The sequence below is a fragment of the Mucilaginibacter lacusdianchii genome, assembly GCF_009770985.1.
Classification (GTDB): domain Bacteria; phylum Bacteroidota; class Bacteroidia; order Sphingobacteriales; family Sphingobacteriaceae; genus Mucilaginibacter; species Mucilaginibacter lacusdianchii.
Map to the genome: position 1 here is coordinate 388473 of NZ_WSRW01000002.1, position 20781 is coordinate 409253.

The 20781-nt window shown below is 41.3% G+C and carries 18 protein-coding genes; 11 read left to right on the forward strand and 7 right to left on the reverse strand.

Translation table 11 applies throughout. The features are described 5' to 3' along the window. The first annotated feature begins 33 nt into the window (after positions 1 to 33). Positions 34 to 933 (forward strand): DMT family transporter, encoded by a 900-nt coding sequence (locus GPM24_RS08815; protein ID WP_158826396.1) that lies wholly within the window; start codon positions 34 to 36, stop codon positions 931 to 933. 841 nt (positions 934 to 1774) lie between these two features. Continuing rightward, a complete protein-coding gene (locus GPM24_RS08820) occupies positions 1775 to 2059 on the forward strand; it encodes a hypothetical protein (protein WP_158826397.1) in 285 nt (94 codons plus the stop codon). Between the two features lie 8 nt (positions 2060 to 2067). On the opposite strand, the gene ispE is transcribed toward GPM24_RS08820, so the two are convergent. Continuing rightward, positions 2068 to 2871 carry a 4-(cytidine 5'-diphospho)-2-C-methyl-D-erythritol kinase gene (gene ispE, locus GPM24_RS08825; RefSeq protein ID WP_158826398.1) on the reverse strand — a complete coding sequence of 268 codons (804 nt, stop codon included), beginning with the start codon at positions 2869 to 2871 and terminating at the stop codon, positions 2068 to 2070. Positions 2872 to 2985: 114 nt separating this feature from the next. On the opposite strand from ispE, the gene GPM24_RS08830 reads away from it, so the two are divergent. From GPM24_RS08830 to GPM24_RS08845, 4 genes are all read left to right on the forward strand, one after another. Next, on the forward strand, positions 2986 to 3807 hold the full coding sequence (locus GPM24_RS08830; RefSeq protein ID WP_158826399.1) for a thymidylate synthase: 822 nt from the start codon (positions 2986 to 2988) through the stop codon (positions 3805 to 3807). Further along, entirely contained in the window at positions 3804 to 4286 is a 483-nt protein-coding gene (locus GPM24_RS08835; RefSeq protein WP_158826400.1) for a dihydrofolate reductase, read from the forward strand. Before GPM24_RS08830 ends, GPM24_RS08835 begins: the two co-directional genes overlap by 4 nt. Positions 4287 to 4399: 113 nt before the next feature. After that, positions 4400 to 7363, forward strand: coding sequence for a protein translocase subunit SecDF (gene secDF, locus GPM24_RS08840; protein WP_158826401.1), 2964 nt, complete (start codon positions 4400 to 4402; stop codon positions 7361 to 7363). 100 nt (positions 7364 to 7463) lie between these two features. Further along, positions 7464 to 8783 (forward strand): NAD(P)/FAD-dependent oxidoreductase, encoded by a 1320-nt coding sequence (locus GPM24_RS08845; RefSeq protein ID WP_158826402.1) that lies wholly within the window; start codon positions 7464 to 7466, stop codon positions 8781 to 8783. A gap of 175 nt (positions 8784 to 8958) precedes the next feature. Here the strand turns inward: GPM24_RS08845 and GPM24_RS08850 are convergent, their stop codons facing one another. Both GPM24_RS08850 and fbaA read right to left on the reverse strand, forming a co-directional pair. Continuing rightward, on the reverse strand, positions 8959 to 9468 hold the full coding sequence (locus tag GPM24_RS08850) for a low affinity iron permease family protein (RefSeq protein WP_158826403.1): 510 nt from the start codon (positions 9466 to 9468) through the stop codon (positions 8959 to 8961). Between the two features lie 77 nt (positions 9469 to 9545). Then, complete coding sequence (gene fbaA / locus GPM24_RS08855) at positions 9546 to 10625, reverse strand: class II fructose-bisphosphate aldolase (RefSeq protein WP_158826404.1); 1080 nt, start codon at positions 10623 to 10625, stop codon at positions 9546 to 9548. Between the two features lie 182 nt (positions 10626 to 10807). Between fbaA and accD the strand changes: the two genes are divergently transcribed. Continuing rightward, positions 10808 to 11653: an acetyl-CoA carboxylase, carboxyltransferase subunit beta gene (gene accD / locus GPM24_RS08860; protein WP_158826405.1), complete on the forward strand. Its 846-nt coding sequence runs from the start codon at positions 10808 to 10810 to the stop codon at positions 11651 to 11653. A gap of 104 nt (positions 11654 to 11757) precedes the next feature. Here the strand turns inward: accD and GPM24_RS08865 are convergent, their stop codons facing one another. The 3 genes from GPM24_RS08865 to glmM form a co-directional block, all read right to left on the reverse strand. After that, positions 11758 to 12321 (reverse strand): hypothetical protein, encoded by a 564-nt coding sequence (locus GPM24_RS08865; RefSeq protein ID WP_158826406.1) that lies wholly within the window; start codon positions 12319 to 12321, stop codon positions 11758 to 11760. A gap of 172 nt (positions 12322 to 12493) precedes the next feature. Further along, the gene (locus tag GPM24_RS08870) at positions 12494 to 13630 is read right to left on the reverse strand and encodes a cysteine desulfurase family protein (RefSeq protein WP_158826407.1); all 1137 of its coding nucleotides are present in this window, start codon (positions 13628 to 13630) and stop codon (positions 12494 to 12496) included. Between the two features lie 76 nt (positions 13631 to 13706). Next, the gene (glmM, locus tag GPM24_RS08875; RefSeq protein ID WP_158826408.1) at positions 13707 to 15098 is read right to left on the reverse strand and encodes a phosphoglucosamine mutase; all 1392 of its coding nucleotides are present in this window, start codon (positions 15096 to 15098) and stop codon (positions 13707 to 13709) included. Between the two features lie 225 nt (positions 15099 to 15323). Between glmM and GPM24_RS08880 the strand changes: the two genes are divergently transcribed. Together GPM24_RS08880 and GPM24_RS08885 are read left to right on the forward strand one after the other, a co-directional pair. Continuing rightward, complete coding sequence (locus GPM24_RS08880) at positions 15324 to 15887, forward strand: phosphatase PAP2 family protein (RefSeq protein WP_158826409.1); 564 nt, start codon at positions 15324 to 15326, stop codon at positions 15885 to 15887. Continuing rightward, the gene (locus GPM24_RS08885) at positions 15887 to 16600 is read left to right on the forward strand and encodes a ZIP family metal transporter (protein ID WP_158826410.1); all 714 of its coding nucleotides are present in this window, start codon (positions 15887 to 15889) and stop codon (positions 16598 to 16600) included. The genes GPM24_RS08880 and GPM24_RS08885 overlap by 1 nt, the downstream gene beginning before the upstream one ends. Positions 16601 to 16667: 67 nt before the next feature. On the opposite strand, the gene GPM24_RS08890 is transcribed toward GPM24_RS08885, so the two are convergent. Beyond that, complete coding sequence (locus tag GPM24_RS08890; RefSeq protein WP_158826411.1) at positions 16668 to 19484, reverse strand: T9SS type A sorting domain-containing protein; 2817 nt, start codon at positions 19482 to 19484, stop codon at positions 16668 to 16670. Positions 19485 to 19702: 218 nt separating this feature from the next. Between GPM24_RS08890 and GPM24_RS08895 the strand changes: the two genes are divergently transcribed. Both GPM24_RS08895 and GPM24_RS08900 read left to right on the forward strand, forming a co-directional pair. Next, positions 19703 to 20194 carry a TspO/MBR family protein gene (locus GPM24_RS08895; protein ID WP_158826412.1) on the forward strand — a complete coding sequence of 164 codons (492 nt, stop codon included), beginning with the start codon at positions 19703 to 19705 and terminating at the stop codon, positions 20192 to 20194. A gap of 36 nt (positions 20195 to 20230) precedes the next feature. Next, entirely contained in the window at positions 20231 to 20773 is a 543-nt protein-coding gene (locus tag GPM24_RS08900; protein WP_158826413.1) for a hypothetical protein, read from the forward strand. Positions 20774 to 20781 lie beyond the last annotated feature (8 nt).

Consider the following 20781-nt stretch of genomic DNA (forward strand, 5'->3'; position numbering starts at 1 on the left):
ATAGAGTCAAGCCAGTCTCAAAGCCTTTTTTACATGGAACAATCTGCCAATAATCAGTTAAATAAAAACCTGCTTATTTTGCATTTTACTGTTTTTATATGGGGATTCACCGGGATATTAGGCAAACTGATTTCTATAACTGCAGTTAACCTGGTTTGGTACCGGGTACTTATTGCTTTCGCTACGTTATTTCTTTATTTCAAATTTAATAAAACAGCAATTAAGGTTAGCCGGAAAACTTTTTTACAGTTGTTTTTTACCGGAGCATTGGTTGGCGGTCACTGGATTTTATTTTTCCAAGCCATTAAGGTCTCAACTGTGTCAGTTACGCTAGTATGTCTTTCGTCACTTACGTTATTTACGGCTGTTTTTGAACCGTTGATCAACAAAAAGCCCGTATCAAAACTCGAAATCCTTTCAGGCATATTAATTATCACCGGCATAATTTTAATTTTCAAATTTGAAACACAATACACCCTGGGCATTATTCTAGGCCTACTTAGTGCTTGTTTTGCAAGCTTATTCTCCATCATCAATTCTCGTCAAATAAAAAAACTGCAAGCACCTGTAATAGCATTTTATGAACTCGTAGGAGCCTTTGCCTGGATATCTCTTTTCATTTTATGCTCCGGCGGCTTTAAACATTTGTCGCTTCCACATAGTGCCGATATTGGCTACTTAATCATTTTAGGTACTATATGTACTTCAGTAGCTTACGTAGCTGGCGTATCTGTTATGCGTGAGTTATCTGCGTTCAAAGTTGCGTTAATTACTAACCTCGAGCCTGTCTATGGCATCATAATGGCTTTTGTTTTTTTTGGCGATATGCACACTATGAGCTTAGGCTTTTGGGTTGGCGCTGTAATCATTCTCTCCACCATCTTTTTGTTTCCTGTAGCTCAAAAACAAATCAGGCAGTATCGTGCCCGGTAGATTTGAACTTTTGACACTTAATTTGCTGTAACAGATATTTCTGTATTTGGACTGGTAAGTAGTTCTGTCATTGAACGCTTATATTTCTTATAGATTTAAGCATCAGTTACTGTTCCTTTTATTTCAGATGAACACTTACCCGTACATCTACTGAATGCTCGATTGATAATACGAGAATCATATTGAAAACCTATATAATAGCTTACAGAACTCTGCCCCAAACGAACGCATTTTAAGCGCCTACAAGCCATTAAAATTATTGCGGGTAGTCAACTATCACTTTAAGTCATTTATGTCAACATACGAAAATTTAAATTTCAGGTTAGTGTTATTACTAAAATATAATGATCCTATACATAGACATGGTTTTAACTGTTTGATTTTGTAACATCTATATATATATTTAGATTTTTATTCAAATATTAAAAAACTTGAAAATGAACCATTTACAAAACTCACATAAAAAATCATTCGAGGTTTACTGATGTGTAAACGGCTTAATATACTAATATGTTTAGCATTTTCTCATTTTTAGATTATTTATAATATATATATATCTGTTTATGAATCACATATTCTATTCTAATTAAAGCTTTATCTTTTTCAATGTGTCCTTAATCAAATGTTACCTTAGTGTTACTAACTAATTAGAGAGGAATTTTAATTTTCTCCATGCCTCTACCCTTTTGTATATAAAAGAGTAAATTAAGAAGCCTATTTACCTCGCGACAACAGCACTGCCTTCATGATGCAAAGAAGAATTTTACTCTGTGGATAAATAGTTAATTGGGTTAGTTTGCAAAAAACCGCATATTAGCTTTTCAAAATTTTAGAGAGAGAAATGAGTTTACGAACAATTATTGCGATTGTAATCACAATCACGCTCACAGTACTCATCATACAAAATACAGATGAAGTTATTTTTACAGTTTTTTCTGTAAAAACTTATCTACCGAAAGTAGCCGTATTAACTGCTACTTCGGTTGGGGGTTTTTTATTGGGCATATTGGTAAGCCGACCACGAAGAAAAAAATATACCGGGCCTTCCGGAAGCAGTGAGGGTGACGATCAACAAAACAACCGCCTGGATACACTAAGTGACGAGGATAGAAATTACATTAGCTAATAGATAGCTTATACATTGTAGTAAACTTGGTTACTATTTTCAAGCACTTTCAGATTTGGCTTATCATTAAATATCCCAAACACAGAGGCTCCGCTCCCGCTCATGCTGGCATATAAAGCGCCAGCCTTATACAAAGTGTTTTTTACCTCTGCAATTACTGGATGGTTTTGAAAGATATGATGCTCAAAATCGTTGTTTATCTGCTGGCGCCATTCAGAGATAGGTAGTCGAATTAAATCTTTCAAAGACGACTCAACTGGCGTTGGCTTAATACCGCTGTAAGCTTCGGCTGTTGAAACATGGACGGGCGGCATTACTAACACCAGATGATATGCTGACAAATCCAACTCTATCTGTTCAAACTGATCGCCTTTGTCAAAGGCAAACGTTGGCTTGTTTTCAATAAAAAATGCACAATCGGCGCCTAAGTGGCGTGCATAGGTCATCATCGCATCAGCACTTAGCTCAAGTTGAAAATTTTGATTGATGAGCCGAATAAAAAAAGCCGCATCAGCCGACCCCCCACCTAAGCCCGCTCCAATTGGGATGTTTTTATGCAAGTGTATATCCACTGGTGGCAAGTCAAAATCTTGCTTTAATAGTTGATATGCTTTTAAACATAAATTTCCGTCAGCACTGCCTGGTATGTTAATCCCGGATGACTGAAAATTTAGTTTATCGCTTTCAATCACTTCCAACGCATCTTTAATTTGTATAGGATAAAAGATGGTTTGCAGGTTATGGTAACCATCTGTTCGGCGCTCAGTTATATTTAAACCGATATTGATTTTTGCGTTGGGAAAAACGATCATAAGCAAGCATTCAGTCTATAGAATTTAACAAATCGATAGGAATCCAAAATTAGTTTAATTTTCTTTGTAAACACATGCATTTAATAATGCACCAATAATGGCTTACAGATAACCATGAAACAATACCTTGATTTAATGCGCCAGGTGCTTGACACCGGCGCGCAAAAGCATGATCGGACAGGAACCGGCACCATAAGTATATTTGGTCATCAAATGCGTTTTAACCTGCAGGACGGCTTTCCTTTGGTAACCACCAAGAAGCTGCACCTTAAATCCATTATTCATGAATTGATTTGGTTTTTAAGCGGCGATACCAACATCAAATATCTAAAGGATAACGGCGTTCGGATATGGGACGAATGGGCAGATGCCGACGGCAACCTCGGTCCGGTTTACGGTTATCAATGGCGTTCATGGCCAACGCCCGACGGCAACCATATCGACCAGATTAGCCAAGTAGTTGACCAGCTTAAAAACAACCCGGATTCCAGACGCATTATTGTATCGGCCTGGAATGTAGCCGATGTAAACCAAATGGCACTCCCCCCCTGCCATACCATGTTCCAGTTTTATGTAGCACCTCCGGACGCCTCTAAAGGCGAAACGCAAGGCAAGTTATCGTGCCAGTTGTATCAGCGCAGTGCCGATATCTTTTTAGGTGTACCTTTTAATATCGCATCATATGCACTGCTTACCATGATGATGGCACAGGTGTGCAATTTACAAGCGGGTGAATTCATCCACACTTTTGGCGATGCCCATTTGTATAACAACCACATTGAGCAAGCAAAGCTGCAGTTAAGCCGCGAGCCGCGCCCACTACCTATCATGAAAATCAACCCGGATGTTAAAAACATCTTCGATTTCAAATACGAAGATTTTGCGCTGGAAAATTATGACCCGTGGCCGCATATTAAAGGAGTAGTAGCTGTATGATCGTATCTGCCATTGTAGCCATTGCCGAGAACAACGCCATCGGCAAAAACAACCAACTGTTGTGGCACCTGCCTAACGACTTAAAACATTTTAAAGATGTAACCGCCGGGCATAGCATCATTATGGGCCGAAAAACTTTCGACTCGGTAGGCAAGCCTTTGCCCAAACGGCGAAATATTATAGTTACCCGTCAACCTATAAAAATTGAAGGTTGCGAAGTGGTATCTTCTATCGAAGATGGTCTGACTTTATGCAAAGGTGAAGAAGAAGTGTTTATTGGTGGCGGCGCCGAAATTTACCGTCAAGCTATGCATCTCACCAACCGTATCTATTTAACCATAGTTCATAAAAACTTTGAGGCCGACACATTTTTCCCGGAGCTGAATCCAAATGAGTGGACAGAAACCAGCCGGGAAAAATTTGAACCGGATGAAAGAAACCCGTTTCCTTATTCTTTTATTACGCTCAACCGGCGCTAACAGGTAACAAGTTTATTTTGTTTTAATTAAACTAGTCTGGTTGCGAAATTTTGTTAGATTTGCCGTCTTATTTTAAAATGCTTATAAACTAATTAATTTACATTTAAAGTACCATGCAAGGTAAAGGGGTTATTAAATTTTTGGCTGTACTGCTGGCTTTGGTTTGTCTGTATCAGCTTTCGTTTACCTGGGTAACCAGGAGCGTCGAAGAGGATGCTAAAGCCTATGCAAAAGGCAACGCTGAAAAAGAAAGAGGATATCTGGATTCCATTTCTACACAACCGGTATATCCCGTGTTTGGACACAGCTATTCATATTGCAAAGACAGAGAACTGGCCCTGGGTCTGGACTTGAAAGGTGGCATGAACGTAACCATGCAAATTTCGCTTAGTGAGCTTGTACGTTCATTAGCAAGCAACAGCACTGATGTTACCTTTAACCAGGCTTTACACAATGCTGATGTGGTAGCCCGTACCAGTCCGGATGATTACATTAACATTTTTATGCGCGAGTATAAAAAGTTAAGCCCTAACGGCCGTTTGGCTCCTATCTTCTCAACCCAGTCAAACCAAGCTAAACTTAAATTTGATGCAAGCAACAGCGACGTTGAGAAATACTTGAGAGACCAGGCTAACACTGCCGTAAGTCAATCATTCAACGTACTACGTAACCGTATTGACAAATTCGGTGTTACTTCGCCTAACATTCAAATGCAAAACGGCAACCGTATTTTGGTTGAACTTCCTGGCGTTTCTGAATCAAACAAAGAGCGTGTGCGCAGATTGTTATCAGGTTCGGCAAAACTGGAGTTTTATTCAACTTACGAAAATGGCGAGGTTTACCAGTTATTGGCTAACATCAATGGTATTTTAGCCGCTAAAAATAAAACTAATAAAAAAGACACCACCGCAACCGCTGCTACTACTACTGATACCGCTAAAACTGCCGGTTCATTATTAAGCAAAGCAAAACAAAGCGCAGGTAAAGACAGCTCTGCTTTAAAAGGCAAAGCACAAGCTGCCGAGCAAAACCCGTTGCTAGCGGTATTAACCCCTGCTATATTCCAAGGACAAAACGGCCAGCCTCAGTTGATGCCAGGTCCGGTAGTGGGTTATTCTCAAGTAAAAGACACTTTGCAGGTTAACAAAATGCTGCGTACCGAAGAAGTACAAGCTGTGTTACCTAAAAACCTGCGTTTACTGTGGGGCTCTAAACCTGATGAAAAAGGTAAAGCCCTTCCATTATATGCTATCAAGTTAACCGGTGCCGAAAACGGCCCTGTATTGAGCGGTGAAGTTATTACCGACGCCAACAGCGACCTGAGTCAGGCAAGCGGTGGTTATGAAGTAACCATGGAGATGAACTCTGAAGGCGCTAAAACCTGGAGAAACGTAACCCGTGAAGCTGCCGGTAACCCTGGCGACGAAAACGACAACCGTGCTATCGCTATCGCATTAGATGATAACGTTATTTCAGCACCACGTGTTAGTAACGAAATTTCTGGTGGTCGCTCATCTATCACTGGTAACTTTACACAAGATGAAACTAAAGATTTAGCCAACGTTTTAAAAGCTGGTCGTTTACGTGCCCCTGCCCGTATTGTTGAAGAAGCCATCGTTGGTCCTTCATTAGGCCAGGAAGCTATCACAGCAGGTTTAACATCATGCTTGGTGGGCTTGGCTGTTGTATTGGTGTTCATGGTTGTTTACTATAACCGTGCTGGTACAGTGGCCGACTTAGCGGTATTTGTTAACGTATTCTTCCTGATGGGTGTATTAACCAGCATAGGCGCGGTTTTAACGTTGCCGGGTATAGCTGGTATCGTACTTATCCTTGGTGTATCGGTAGATGCGAACGTATTGATTTATGAACGTGTACGAGAAGAACTAGCCGCAGGCAAATCACAGCGTTTAGCTATTGCTGATGGTTTCAAGCATGCCTTGTCTTCTATCCTCGACTCTAACATCAGTACTTTCTTAACCGGTTTAATCCTGTTCATTTTTGGTTCAGGTCCTATCCAGGGCTTTGCTACAACTTTGATGATTGGTATCGTTACTTCCCTGTTCTGTTCATTATTAATCTCTAGATTGATTTTCGAGTGGATGTTGGACAAAAACATGGAAATCAAATTCTCAAACCCATGGAGTTCAAACCTGTTCAAAAATGCAAACTTTGGTTTTGTTAAAAACCGTTTCAAGTTCTACGCATTCTCAGGTATCTTTATCCTGGCAGGTATTGTTTCTATGTTTACCAGAGGTTTTGACTACGGTGTTGATTTTTCGGGCGGACGTACTTATGTAGTTCGTTTTGACAACAATGCCAGCACTCAAACTGTACGCGATGCTATCGATCAAACTTTAGGTACTGGTACCTCAGAAGTAAAATCTTTTGGTGGTGCTAACCAAGTGCGTATCACTACTAACTACATGATTGAGGATAATTCATCTGCAGCAGATAACAAAGTGGAAAGCACTTTGCGTAGCGGTTTAGGCAAGGTATCTAACAAATTCCAAATTTTAAGCTCGCAAAAAGTAGGTCCTACTATTGCTAACGACCTAAAAACATCAGCTATCTGGACCGTAATCTTCGCCATTTTGGTGATCTCGGCTTACATCCTGCTGCGTTTCCGTAGATGGCAGTTCAGCTTAGGTGCGATGGTGGCTACAGCGCACGATGCGTTGCTAGTATTATCATTCTTCTCATTGTTCAGAGGTGTATTGCCTTTCTCATTGGATATTGACCAGGCCTTTATTGCAGCTATCCTGACCGTTATTGGTTACTCTATCAACGATACCGTGGTGGTATTTGACCGTATCCGCGAATTCTTGAACCTGCACCATGCCAAATCCGATGTACCATCTGAGGTTGTAAACAACGCAATTAACAGCACCTTAAGCCGTACCATTATTACTGCATTAACAGTAGTTTTTGTACTGGTAGTTCTGTTTATATTTGGTGGTGATGTAATCCGTGGCTTCTCATTCGCTTTATTAGTGGGTGTATGCTTCGGTACTTACTCATCTATCTGCGTAGCTACCCCAATTATGCTTGATTTTGGTGGCAAAAAGCTTAACTAAATAATTTTTAACTTAATTTCTAAAAGGCTTCAAAGAACATTTGAGGCCTTTTTTGTTAATACATCAGACATCACCTTAATACGAATATTTGTACACTCATATGGATGCACCGAAAAACAACAAATTCCCACTGGTAGTAATTGTAGGCGGCGGCTTTGGCGGCATTGAGCTAGCTAAGCACTTAGCCAAAGAGCCTGTTGAGATATTACTGTTGGATAAACATAATTACCACACTTTTCCACCGCTGCTTTATCAGGTTGCTACCGGCAGCTTGGAATGCGAGTCTATAGCCTTCTCTTTACGTAAAAATTTTGAAGGTCAAAAAAACCTCCGTTTCCGTGTAGCCGAAGTAACCGGTGTGAATGTAGAAAACAATTATCTGGAAACAACCATCGGCGAAATTGCTTACGATTATCTGGTGCTGGCCACCGGCTCAACCACCAACTTTTTTGGTAACAAAGATTTTGAGCATTACACCATGCCAATGAAAACCATACCCGAGGCGCTGAACCTGCGGTATATGTTTTTACAAAACCTGGAACAAGCTGTAATTGCCCATACTCCCGAAGAAAGGGAGCCATACCTGAACTTTGTAATGGTTGGCGCCGGCCCTACTGGTGTAGAACTGGCCGGATCTTTTGCCGAGCTGCGTAATTATGTACTTAACAAAGATTACCCTGAACTGAAAAAAGAAGATATGAAGGTCTACCTGGTAGACTTTCTACCAAAAGTACTGGGGCCCATGTCTGAACAAGCATCAGAAAAGGCCAAAAAGTATCTAGAAGATATGGGGGTAAACGTTTTGCTTAATGTAAAAGTAGAAAGCTATGACGGTACCAACCTGAAGTTTGCAGATGGCCGAGTTATCCGCACCAAAAACGTGGTTTGGTCTGCTGGTGTAGCCGGCATTGTTCCTAATGGTATTTCTAAAGATATTTTAGTACGCGGTAACCGAATCAAAACAGACGAAATTAACCGCGTGGCTGGCACATCAAACATATTCGCCATAGGCGACGTAGGTGCCATTATTACCGAAGCTACACCAAACGGCTATCCGGGCGTGGCACAGGTAGCTATACAACAGGGCAAGCAATTGGCTAAAAATTTAGCTAGTATTGTTAAAGGCGAATCTACAGAGCCCTTTAAATACAAAGATTTAGGATCAATGGCAACCATTGGCCGCAACAAAGCAGTAGCCGACTTGGGCAAGCTAAAATTTGGCGGCTTTTTCGCTTGGTTGATATGGATGTTTGTACACTTGATATCGCTATTAGGCTTCCGTAATAAGGTGGTAACCTTTATTAACTGGCTGGGCAGCTATGTAAGTTATAACGGCGGAACCCGTTTAATTATTCGCAGGTATGTAAGGGAAGCACTGCCTGATGTGGCAGAAGCTAATCAACTCCCCAAAACAGATTGATTTTTATATCTGTAAACAAACAAAGCCATGTTGATGTCAACATGGCTTTGTTTGTTTACAATAAAACGGAGCATTTTAAGCTCATTTAATGAATTAAAATTAAATGGGAATGGCACAACATGGACTCAAACTGAAATGCATTAGAAATCGCCATTATTCTTTCTCGACACTGCAGTCAATTTGCCTTTTCACTTTGCGCCTTTCTATTTTTTGATTCGGTTATTTTTTGCGTGGTATGCTTAGTACGTTCCGATTTGTTTTCGTGGTTTACATCAGCGGCATCAATGGTATGGGTGCAGCCTAAATTATCCTCGCTTTTAGCCAGCTGAGACAATCTCACATAAAATTTATGAATTTGTTCTAACTCCTGTTCGCTCAAATCTTCAATATTCACCATGCGGTTGCTGGCCCCTTCATGGGCAGCAATCAATTCATTCAGCTTTAAATGTACAGCTCTGGAATCTTTATTTTGCGACTTTTGGATAAGGAATACCATTAAAAAAGTAACAATGGTAGTGCCCGTGTTAATGACTAATTGCCAGGTTTCTGAATAATGGAATACAGGTCCGGAAATTCCCCACACAATAACTACCAACGCAGCTATAATAAACGCAGCTGAACTGCCGGTTGCAACAGTTGCCCAATTGGCAAATCGCTCAAAAAATCCACTCTTATTTTTTGCCATAACCTATGAATTAATTAAATAAAAAAGCGCCAATGCTATAAACATTGGCGCTTTTAATATATCAAAAAAGATAATGATTACAATTTGCTATTTACGTCTAAGCAGTTCAAATCTTCAAAAGCCGCAGTTAAACGCTTAACAAAGGTCTCTTCGCCTTTACGTAACCACACGCGTGGATCGTAATATTTTTTATTAGGTGAATCTTCGCCTTCTGGGTTACCAATCTGGCTTTGCAAATAACCTTCTTTTGATTGATAGTAATCTTTAATACCTTCCCAGAAAGCCCATTGCATATCGGTATCAATATTCATTTTGATAGCACCGTATGAAATAGCCTCGCGGATTTCTTCCTGGCTTGAACCAGATCCACCGTGGAATACAAAGTTGATAGGTTTTTCAGCCGCTAAGCTATATTTTTGTTTAATAAACTCTTGAGAGTTGTGCAGAATAACCGGTTGTAATTTAACGTTACCTGGTTTGTAAACACCGTGTACGTTACCAAATGCAGCCGCAACAGTAAAGCGAGGGCTAACTGCTGATAAGTGCTCATAAGCATAGGCTACTTCTTCTGGCTGGGTATATAAACGAGAGCTATCCACGTCGCTGTTATCAACACCATCTTCTTCTCCACCGGTTACACCTAACTCAATCTCCAGCGTCATGTTCATTTTAGACATACGCTCTAAATATTTAGCTGAAACCTCGATATTTTCTTCGATTGGCTCTTCAGATAAATCAAGCATGTGCGATGAAAACAAAGGTTTGCCGGTTTCAGCAAAGTGTTTCTCGCCGTGATCTAACAGGCCGTCTATCCATGGCAATAACTTTTTAGCAGCATGGTCGGTGTGTAAAATTACGGCAACGCCATAATGCTCAGCTAATAAATGTACGTGTTTAGCAGCTGATACCGCACCTAAAATGCAAGCCTGCAGTTTAGAGTTATCAAGTGTTTTGCCCGCATAAAATTGTGCGCCACCATTCGAAAGCTGAATAATAACCGGCGAATTAACCGCCTTAGCTGTTTCCATAACCGCGTTAATGGAATTTGTACCAATAACGTTAACCGCTGGTAAAGCAAACTGATGCTTTTTAGCTGCTTCAAACAGCTCTTGCACCTGATCGCCGTGCAATACGCCTTTATAGTTTTTTATGTCCATGAGCAATTAAATTTTCGGCGCTAATGTATGAAAAAATATGTTTTTATGATATAACCTTATATTAATTTGTCTACTAAACAAGTGGAGTAAAACCGGCAAGTAATCTAATCGATAACCAAACAATCAATTGAATTAATTTTTTTGTTTCTTTGTACCCGATTATACAAAGAAAGATATTAGTAATGGCGTGGTTTAAAAGAGAATCGAAAGGTATAACTACCAGTACTGAAGATAAAAAAGAAGCACCTGATGGCTTATGGAATAAATGCCCGAACTGTAAACGGCCGTTACATTATACCGAACAGGTAGAAAACCAATACGTTTGCCATTACTGCGGCTTCCATTTGCGCATAGGTTCGCAAGAATACTTTTCTGTATTGTTTGACAATAACGAGTTTACCGAGCTGTTTACCAACCTAAAATCGGGCGACCCGCTTGATTTTGTGGACACCAAAAAATATAGCGACCGCTTAAAAGATACCATGGCCAAAACCGGCTTAAAAGACGCTATACGTGCGGCACACGGTACGGTTGATGGTATGCCCCTGATGGTAGCTTGTATGGATTTTAACTTTATCGGTGGTTCTATGGGCTCGGTGGTGGGCGAAAAAATTGCACGCTCTATCGATTACAGCATCCAGAATAAAGTACCGTTTTTGATGATATCCAAATCTGGCGGTGCACGAATGATGGAAGCTGCATTTTCATTAATGCAAATGGCTAAAACTTCGGCTAAACTGGCTTTACTGGCCCAAGCGCGTATACCTTACATATCATTGCTAACAGACCCAACTACAGGCGGCGTAACGGCATCATACGCTATGCTGGGTGATATTAATATTGCGGAACCGGGTGCTTTAATTGGATTTGCCGGCCCGCGTGTAATTAAAGAAACTATTAAGAAAGATCTTCCAAAAGGCTTTCAAACTGCCGAGTTTTTGCAAGAGCACGGTTTCCTAGACTTTATTGTTGATCGCCGCGAGATGAAAGAAAAACTAGGCTCTTTCTTAAAAATGATGGCAAATTAAGTTTGACAGTTCAGTTACTTTAGCATATCAATCTTCTTTCGCTCAAGATAAAAACAGAAAAGCCACCTTTGTAAGGTGGCTTTTCTGTTTAATAGCTAATGATATTAGATACCTTCGGTACCTGGCTCATGCCCAATCATACGACCGGTAGTACGACCTTGATCGCGGCTTGTAAAATCAGTTTCTGCACGGCCAACTGATGGAAACTCCTGCGGACGTGGCGGTGTTACATCGGTTTGTTCGCTAAAGCTACCTTCGTCATCCTGACGGGACGGCGGTACTTCATCTTCACTAGGATATCTTAAATCCTCATTGTCTGCTTCGCCCTGCTCTGGTATCTCGTTAGGCTCGTCATCATCATAACTCTCCGGAATACCTGTAGATGAGGTTTCTGCCTCGCCGGTGATGCGATTGTAATCCTCGTCTTCATCTTCGTCTAGATCCTCATCGTCCAGATCTTCGTCATAATCGGGCACTATATCGTCGTCTGCATCCAGATCATCGTCATCTAAATCGTCATCATCCAAATCCAGATCATCGTTATCTAAATCATCATCATCTTCGGGATCAACAGCCTCAGCTCTTGAAAATCTGCCATGCTGTAGTTCGTCGCGTCTAGTTAATACATCCTCGTCCGTAGACAAGGCTTCCTGATTAAATGCTAACATAGGGTTCCTTATTTAGTGGTTAATTTGATAACCCTTGGAACACGGGCTTTGTTTTTGAAATTTAAAGAGAAAAAATATCGTTATTATAAAACAGCCCGCCTATTTTACGGGCGGGCTGTTTCCTGTATTTCTATAAGTTGTTTAAGCATCTGACGTACTTAAATCACTGTAATTAAGCGTTTACCATTACAATTTCTTTTATTTTGGCAATTGTAAAATCAACCTCCTCACGGGTGTTGTATTTGGAAAACGAAAAACGTACAGCAGGCCTGTCGGGGTTAGCACCAATGCCCGATAAAACATGCGAACCAATGTTAGTACCCGAACTGCAAGCGCTGCCGCCAGACGCCGAAATACCAGCAATATCCAAACTAAAAAGCAGCATATCTCCCATTTCCATTTCAGGGAAAGACACATTTAAAACCGTGTACAAGCTTTTATCGGGCGCTGTTTCGCCGTTGAAATGAATGCCTGGGATTTGTTGCAGCTGCTCCATCATGTATGATTTAAGGCCTTGTATATGCTGCTGATGTTGCTCCATATCGGCATAGGCCATTTCAAGAGCTTTAGCTAAACCAACTATACCGTAAATATTTTCAGTTCCGCCACGCATGTTGCGTTCTTGCGAACCGCCGTAAATCATCGGGTTAATTTTAACGCGATGATTGATGTGCAAAAACCCAACGCCTTTAGGCCCATGCAATTTGTGGGCCGCGCAAACCATAAAGTGTACTTTCAGCTTGCTCAAATCATGCGCATAATGCCCTACTGTTTGCACAGTATCACAGTGGAACATGGCATCATACTGCTCGCATAAATCACCAACCCTAACAATATCTGTAAGCGTGCCTATTTCATTATTAGCGTGCATTAATGAAACAAAGCTGCGCTCATTTTGCTGTAGCAGTTGCTCTAATTGCGCATAATCGATGTTGCCTTTATCATCCACCTCAACAAAACTTAGTTTAATATGACCGGCTTTTTCCATAGCCTCAAGCGTATGCACTACGGCGTGATGCTCTATACGGCTGGTTATAGCATGCTTTAAACCATGATCTATAATGCCGCATCTAATGGCTGTGTTATCTGCCTCAGTGCCTCCTGAGGTAAAAAATATTTCGGCTGGTGAGGTATGCAGCAAACCAGCTATAGCTTTTCGGGCTTTTTCCACCAAAGCTCTGGCCTCGCGCCCATGCGCATGAATAGATGATGGATTGCCATACTGACTTTCCATTACCTGCAGCATTTGCTTCATTACTTCAGGATCGAGCGGTGTGGTAGCTGCATTATCGAAATATACACGGGTCATGATTAACGTTTATTTTGAGTTTGAGTGATGGGTTGGTTTTATTTTAAGCCCGCTGTGTTCACAACAGGTGGTTGCATTATTCGTTTAAATTCAATATTTCTTTGATATCCGCAATTATCTTGTTTGCCAGATTGTTAGCCACCGTTTCAGAATCGCCTTCTGAATAAATGCGGATGATAGGTTCTGTATTGGATCGGCGCAGGTGTACCCATTGCTTATCAAATTCAATTTTAAGACCATCAATGGTGCTGTGCGGTTGATTTTTGTACTTATCTTCTACCTTTTGCAACAGCATATCAATATCCATCTCCGGCGTTAGGGTAATTTTATTTTTTGATATGAAGTAATTTGGGTAAGTGCTGCGCAATACAGAAACCGATTTACCAAATTTAGCGAGGTGTGTTAAAAATAGCGCTATACCAACCAGTGCATCACGGCCATAGTGCAGTTCAGGATAGATTACCCCACCATTACCCTCGCCGCCTATTACTGCATTAACTTCTTTCATTTTGGTTACCACGTTAACCTCTCCTACCGCAGCAGCCTGGTATTCGCCACCTGCTTTTTCGGTTACGTCGCGCAAAGCACGGGTAGATGAAAGATTAGAAACTGTATTGCCTTTATTGTGCTTCAACACATAATCGGCTACGGCAACGAGCGTATATTCTTCGCCGAACATATTGCCATCCTCGCACACAAAGCAAAGGCGGTCAACATCAGGATCTACGGCAATGCCTAAGTCAGCTTTTTTGTGCAGCACTTGCTTAGACAGTTCGGCCAAGTTTTCGGGTAAGGGTTCTGGATTGTGCGGAAAATTGCCATCAGGTTCACAATATAGTTGATGCACTGTTTTTACGCCTAAAGCGCTAAGTAAAGCAGGCACAAAAATACCGCCTGTTGAGTTAACGCAATCTAACACTACTTTAAAATCAGCTTCGGCAATAGCTTGGGCATCTACTAAAGGCAGGGCCAGTACTTGGTCTATATGTTTTTGCAGATAGCTGTCATCAGCAGTTACTTTACCTAAATGATTAACATCAGCGTAGGTAAAATCATTACTTTCGGCTATTTCCAGTACTTCTTTACCGTCGGTATCGCTAATAAATTCTCCGGTATTGTTCAGTAACTTAAGTGCATTCCATTGTTTTGGATTATGACTGGCGGTTAAAATAATACCACCGGCTGCTTGCTCGGCAGGTACAGCAATTTCAACAGTTGGCGTGGTTGATAAACCTAAATCCACCACATCAATACCTAGACCCTGCAGCGTACCAATTACCAGGTTGTTTACCATAGTACCGGATAAGCGGGCGTCTCGACCGATTACAATTTTGCGGATACCTGTTTTTTTGATAGTCCAGGCGCCAAAAGCCGATGTAAATTTAACAATATCCAGTGGTGTTAAACCATCTCCTGCTGCACCGCCAATGGTGCCTCTTATACCCGAAATAGATTTTATTAGCGTCAAAACACAAAAAATTTTAGTGCTCAAAAATACATATTATTGACGGATAGTTTTGTAATAGACGTGTTGTTTTAACCCCATAGATTATTAGCTATATTTGCGGCCGCCAGCAATGTATGCTGCTTACACTTGGATATGACGAACAAAAAGGCTTTCGGATTGTAATTGGCTTGCGCCTGATCACCGCTAGCTTTAAATAACAGCAACCCATTTACGTGCATTATAAAAATGCCTGACTTTTTACTTGAACTGGACCGTACCTGGTTTTATTTTATAAACCACACGCTGAGCAACCCGCTATTTGACTGGGTAATGCCCTGGCTACGCAATCCCAAATTTTGGATTCCGGTTTATATATTCATCATTGCCTTCAGCATTTGGAAATATAAAGCCCGCGGTGCCTGGCTAATTGTATGCCTGGCCATTACAGTAGGCGTAGCCGATTTTGGCAGCGCCAGCATCATTAAAAAGCTGGCTCAACGTAATCGCCCCTGTCGCGACTCGGCTTTAGCCACAACCATTACCAGCCGGGTGCCTTGTGGAACGGGATACAGCTTTCCATCTACCCATGCGAGTGACCATTTTGCTATGTCAATTTTTTTAAGCTTGGTTTACTATCGTAAATGGCGCTGGGTATGGTTTTGGACTATCATATGGGCCACGCTGGTTTGCTTTGCACAAGTTTATGTGGGTGTACATTACCCTATAGATGTTTTAACTGGCGCGGCGTTCGGCACCTTGATCGGCTTACTTTTTGCCCGATTATTTCACAAATTTCAACCTGCGTTTTAATGTACTGGAAACTTATACTTCTATTTTTAAGTGCTTTTTTAGGCGGTGTTTCTGTCTTTTTATTTAAAGGCGGCAGCCATAAGCAGCTTAAACTGGTACTGTCTTTTAGCGGTGCGTACTTGTTCAGTATAACTGTACTACACTTAATTCCTGATGCTTATCATGGTAATGATCATTTAGTAGGCGTGTTTATACTGATAGGTTTTATATTTCAAATTGTGCTCGAACAATTCTCTGACGGTATAGAGCACGGGCATATGCACCTTCACCATCATGATAAGGCGGCCTTTCCGTTAGGTATTATGGTGAGCCTTTGCCTGCATGGCTTTTTAGAAGGTATGCCCTTAGCACGTGGTTATCAAACCCAATTGGTGTTTGGCATTGCACTGCACCATATACCGGCAGCTTTTGCACTGGGTACAGTATTGTTGGCCAATCATCAATCGCGCACTAAAACCGTATTTTTTATTGTGTTGTTTGCCAGTATGGCACCTACGGGTTACTTTTTTAGCGATGCGTTGAGCAATGGTGGCGTTGGTAACCTGCAACAGTATTTTAACCGGATTATGGGCGTGGTAATTGGCATTTTTCTGCATATATCTACCACTATATTGTTTGAGGCAGGACCAGACCATACGTTTAATCGACGCAAGCTAATTGCAGTACTATTAGGTGTTGGTATTGCGCTGGGTGGGTTTATAACTGAGTTGTAACCAAAACATCTCTCATTTACAGCATTACGTTAACTAATAAAGCCCTCGGTACTAAGGGCTTTATTAGTTAGTTTAACTTAACCAAACGCCTGACCACGAGCGCGTCACCTTGCCTAATTTCAACGGAGTAGACGCCTAATGGCATGCCGGATAAATCAATATATTGAGAAAAGTCGCCGGCACTTTTAGTTGTGCTGTACTTTTTATAAACCCGGCCCGAAGTGGAATCAGATACCCGTACTTCGACAGTTCCGCTTAAATCATTTTTAAAAGTTACCATGGTAGATTGTATTGCCGGGTTAGGATACACTTTTAATGTGTTTTCGATAATAGCATTACGCGCGGCTAATATTTGACTTACACTATCTGTTACCACACTCAGTGTGCTGTTAATTATAGCCCCTCCGGCCTGTGTTAAGGATGGTATCACAAATTGCGGCGTTTCAGTAACATTGAGCTCCAGTTGACCATTTATTAGCTTTACCTTACGCACATCCATCTCATTGCTACCAATTTTCGGATTGTATATACTGGCTGAATCGGCAGTACCTAAATCAAGTGTGTATTGAGCTGTTCTACCTTTTTCATCCGGCACAACCAAGGCATAAGCCGAGCGTCCGTTATATTCGTAACGATCAACAATTGGGTTTTCATTAAGCGTTTTTTTGTACACATACTTACCTAAAAGCCGCTGGGTTTGATACAGGTAGTCGGCCGCCGGCTTGCGTGTTTTATCTTTATTAATAAGACCAGACGACCCGAACTGAACCGGACTAAGCAGGTTTTCGTCGTAAGCCTGGTAGAAGAAAATACGGTCGATACCTTTGCGCGCATATAACAACGATGAGCGCAATATCCAGTCGGCCTGCGTTTGCAGCGGTGTTTTATCACCTATCGGTATAGCTTTGTAAATACTTCCCTGGTTTACATCGTAGCCCAGTTCGGTTATCCATACCGGCATATCACCGGCGTATTGGTGAGCTGCCTCAATAAATTTTTGCGCAATCTGCCCTGCCTCCGATACCTCAGGTGCTACACCGCGCGTAGAATATCCATTTTGCGTAGAATGTGCATCATTTGAATATAAATGATAATTAATTACATCCCAGCATAGGTTAACGCTACCATCGGGCTTATATCCACGATGCTGGATACACCAGTCTACCATAGCACGCACATAGTCGGTATTGGCCGCAGCTAAGCCAGCCATAACTACTTGCATATTGGGGTCGGCATTTTTAACCCCTACACCTGGTCCCATAGTATTTTTATGGCCATCATAAAAAGCCGACAGGTTAGCAGCATATTCATAAGCGGTTTGATAGGCTTTGCGGCCTTTCCACCACTTATCGCGTTCGTTGTCACACTCAATATATTTAATCAGCCCCATGCCTCTTTTTACGGTGTTTATTGGGTCGGCTGTCCATCGCGGGGTTGCATTAACGCTCAGCATGCTACTGTCTACACCAGTGTTTGAACCGTAGCGGGCAACATATTGGTAAGCCACGCGGGCCTGTTCAACGTAAGAAACTGGATCGGTAAAGTCTTTTCCATATTTAACCGGCACATTTTCGGCGTCGCGCATGTTTTCAGGGTAAGTAGCCAACATCCAGTCGGGCAGGGTTTTTAAGTCGGCCAGTACTTCAATGCCTTCGGCTTTGCAACGCTGGTAGATGGCATCATAACTCCAGCCGCCGCTATGAACCGGACTATACGTGTAACTACCCTGGTTTGATTCCAACTTTTGCCAGTCCATGTAATGACGTACCTGGGTAAAAGTTTTCATCGCTTTCATACGGGTTTCATCCACCTTCATCGGGTCGGTTAACGGATCCTCAAAATCCCACTCAAACGCATTAACACCGAAGTATTGGCTAAACGGAATCTCTTTTTTGGGTGGCGCAGTATTGCCAGCCGGACCCGGCTGGTACGTTCCATAAAATTCCACTTCGGTTGGAAACTGATACCAGCAATTGAGCACAATAAATTTAATATCTGTTAAAGTGCTATCCAGCCGGTACTGTGCCTCGCCGGTTAAGTGCCGGTCGGGGTATGGCCCTACCCAGCCATTGTACTGATCGCCGTTGAAAGTACCCACCTTTATTCTTTTCCCGCCATTGGTAATAACAGATATGGTGAGCGGATAATCGCCCAATGCACCCGCACCGTCAAAAAGCTTTATTTTAGAAAGGGTTACCTTTTCGCCGTTATTAACAGGATAATAAGCTTCGTAATTACTGAAAATTTTACCGTGACTTGTTTGTATGGGCACATCAATTATGCCATCAAACAATTGTTCCAGCGCATCATTATCACTATTAATTTGGTACCACCGTTTTGTTTCAATTGGTATTTTAACCAGTTGAGCTGTATCGGCCGGAACAGGTTTATTAGGCGCTGGCGCTGCTACCTGCGAGTAACCATATACAAATATCTTTTGCGGTATGTTATTGCTGTATTTATGGATGACGATGGCATCGGCCTCTAAAGGCTCAGGTAAATTTAAGTCTTCAAAAACCATGTAGGATGGACCTGTAAATTTACCTAAAAGCGTTTTTTTTGTCCCGTTTAACGCATATATCTCTGCCGGTTTATCAGTAAACACACCAGTGTAATCATACAAAGACAGTCGTGTAATGCTACTATGCTGCTTTAACTTTAAGGTTACGTCTACGTATTTAAAGTTATTTTGCCAGGCCTCGGCAACCAAGCTGTCTGTACTATCACTGAGCCAAGGCGAATAATCCTGACCGGTATCTTCACTGGGTATAGCTGAAACTATTTTAATGCGTTGCTCGGTTTGTGCAACAGCATACTCAAAAGCAAATAGATATACCAACAGGCATAATGTGCTCAGTACGGGTTTTAAGTAGATTTTAAGCATTAAGGTTAAGCGTATTGCGTTTTAAGTCAATTGATATTCTTTCCAATCCGCACTCATAGTCTTAAATTGCAGGCTGCTTATCAAATGGTAGTGAAAGCGTGTTATATATTATTACGTATAACGCATATTTAGGTTACCTGTTAAAGATAAAAATTTGATTGAAAAATAAATAAACCCGATTAATTACCATTTGTAGTGCTTTTTAGTTAAACCAACCAATGAACGTCGTTAAGCCTATAAAGTTTAAGCCGCTTGCATTAATAGCTAGCTTAACTATTACCCTGGGTATTGGCATTACAGCCTCTTTAATAACCCGGCCGCAAATTCCAAGCTGGTATCCTACATTAAACAAACCCAGCTTTAGCCCGCCGAACTGGCTTTTTGCCCCGGTGTGGACTACCATTTATATTTTAATAGCTATAGCTGCCTACCTAGTTTGGCAACGGCGTGATTATTCAAACCTGTACACGCGTGCACGAACCACCTACGTGTTACAATTGGTGCTCAATTTTATGTGGTCGATGGTGTTTTTTGGCGTGCATCAAATACTGGGTGCTTTGGTAGTGATTGGACTTTTGTGGCTGAGCATTTTATTATGCATCTATTATTTTGGCAAGTTCAGCCGGGTGGCTGCATGGTTATTTGTACCCTATTTACTTTGGGTAAGCTTTGCATCATTGCTAAATCTGTATATTTATCTGCTGAATTAACACTAAGCCCAACAACCGGCATCAAGCCAACTGTTTATGATTAAAAAAATACTTTTAACTACTATTGTTTGCTTACTAAGCGCTTATGCAAGCTATGCTGATACCATAAGCATCAATCATTTTGTAATTAAAGAAAATCCGTTTGCGCAGCATGAGGTAGCTATTGTAGCCGTAGATACGGCAGGCACTATTCAAGAAAATGTAAACGGACGTTTCAGCTTTTCAATTAACGGTTTTGATAGTGAGCTGAATTTCCAAAACGGCACGGCATTTTATCGCCATAAAATGGAAAAATCAGCTTTTATGTACGTAAAGCACACCAACGATAATGGCTCACATGCCATGCTTTATTACGTGTATAAACATGGCGAAAAACTAAGCCCCTGGAAGATTAACTGGAAATGGTTGCTTTTTATTCCGTTGGCAATTGTGTTTATTGGTTACCTGTTTAAACGGTTTATTGTTATTGCAGCGGTAGTGCTTATTCTGTTCCTCTACTTTAACCATCACAACGGTTTAAACCTATCAACCTTCTTTCAAAGTATTTTCGACGGCATAAGGGGTGTTGTAGGCGGATAAATTTTTAT

What these genes read in the sequence shown, in the direction of transcription:
- GPM24_RS08815 (WP_158826396.1), top strand. Translation starts at nt 34, where the DNA reads ATGGAACAATCTGCCAATAATCAGTTAAATAAAAACCTGCTTATTTTG.
- GPM24_RS08820 (WP_158826397.1), top strand. Translation starts at nt 1,775, where the DNA reads ATGAGTTTACGAACAATTATTGCGATTGTAATCACAATCACGCTCACA.
- ispE (WP_158826398.1), bottom strand. Translation starts at nt 2,871, where the DNA reads ATGATCGTTTTTCCCAACGCAAAAATCAATATCGGTTTAAATATAACT.
- GPM24_RS08830 (WP_158826399.1), top strand. Translation starts at nt 2,986, where the DNA reads ATGAAACAATACCTTGATTTAATGCGCCAGGTGCTTGACACCGGCGCG.
- GPM24_RS08835 (WP_158826400.1), top strand. Translation starts at nt 3,804, where the DNA reads ATGATCGTATCTGCCATTGTAGCCATTGCCGAGAACAACGCCATCGGC.
- secDF (WP_158826401.1), top strand. Translation starts at nt 4,400, where the DNA reads ATGCAAGGTAAAGGGGTTATTAAATTTTTGGCTGTACTGCTGGCTTTG.
- GPM24_RS08845 (WP_158826402.1), top strand. Translation starts at nt 7,464, where the DNA reads ATGGATGCACCGAAAAACAACAAATTCCCACTGGTAGTAATTGTAGGC.
- GPM24_RS08850 (WP_158826403.1), bottom strand. Translation starts at nt 9,468, where the DNA reads ATGGCAAAAAATAAGAGTGGATTTTTTGAGCGATTTGCCAATTGGGCA.
- fbaA (WP_158826404.1), bottom strand. Translation starts at nt 10,625, where the DNA reads ATGGACATAAAAAACTATAAAGGCGTATTGCACGGCGATCAGGTGCAA.
- accD (WP_158826405.1), top strand. Translation starts at nt 10,808, where the DNA reads ATGGCGTGGTTTAAAAGAGAATCGAAAGGTATAACTACCAGTACTGAA.
- GPM24_RS08865 (WP_158826406.1), bottom strand. Translation starts at nt 12,321, where the DNA reads ATGTTAGCATTTAATCAGGAAGCCTTGTCTACGGACGAGGATGTATTA.
- GPM24_RS08870 (WP_158826407.1), bottom strand. Translation starts at nt 13,630, where the DNA reads ATGACCCGTGTATATTTCGATAATGCAGCTACCACACCGCTCGATCCT.
- GPM24_RS08880 (WP_158826409.1), top strand. Translation starts at nt 15,324, where the DNA reads ATGCCTGACTTTTTACTTGAACTGGACCGTACCTGGTTTTATTTTATA.
- GPM24_RS08885 (WP_158826410.1), top strand. Translation starts at nt 15,887, where the DNA reads ATGTACTGGAAACTTATACTTCTATTTTTAAGTGCTTTTTTAGGCGGT.
- GPM24_RS08890 (WP_158826411.1), bottom strand. Translation starts at nt 19,484, where the DNA reads ATGCTTAAAATCTACTTAAAACCCGTACTGAGCACATTATGCCTGTTG.
- GPM24_RS08895 (WP_158826412.1), top strand. Translation starts at nt 19,703, where the DNA reads ATGAACGTCGTTAAGCCTATAAAGTTTAAGCCGCTTGCATTAATAGCT.
- GPM24_RS08900 (WP_158826413.1), top strand. Translation starts at nt 20,231, where the DNA reads ATGATTAAAAAAATACTTTTAACTACTATTGTTTGCTTACTAAGCGCT.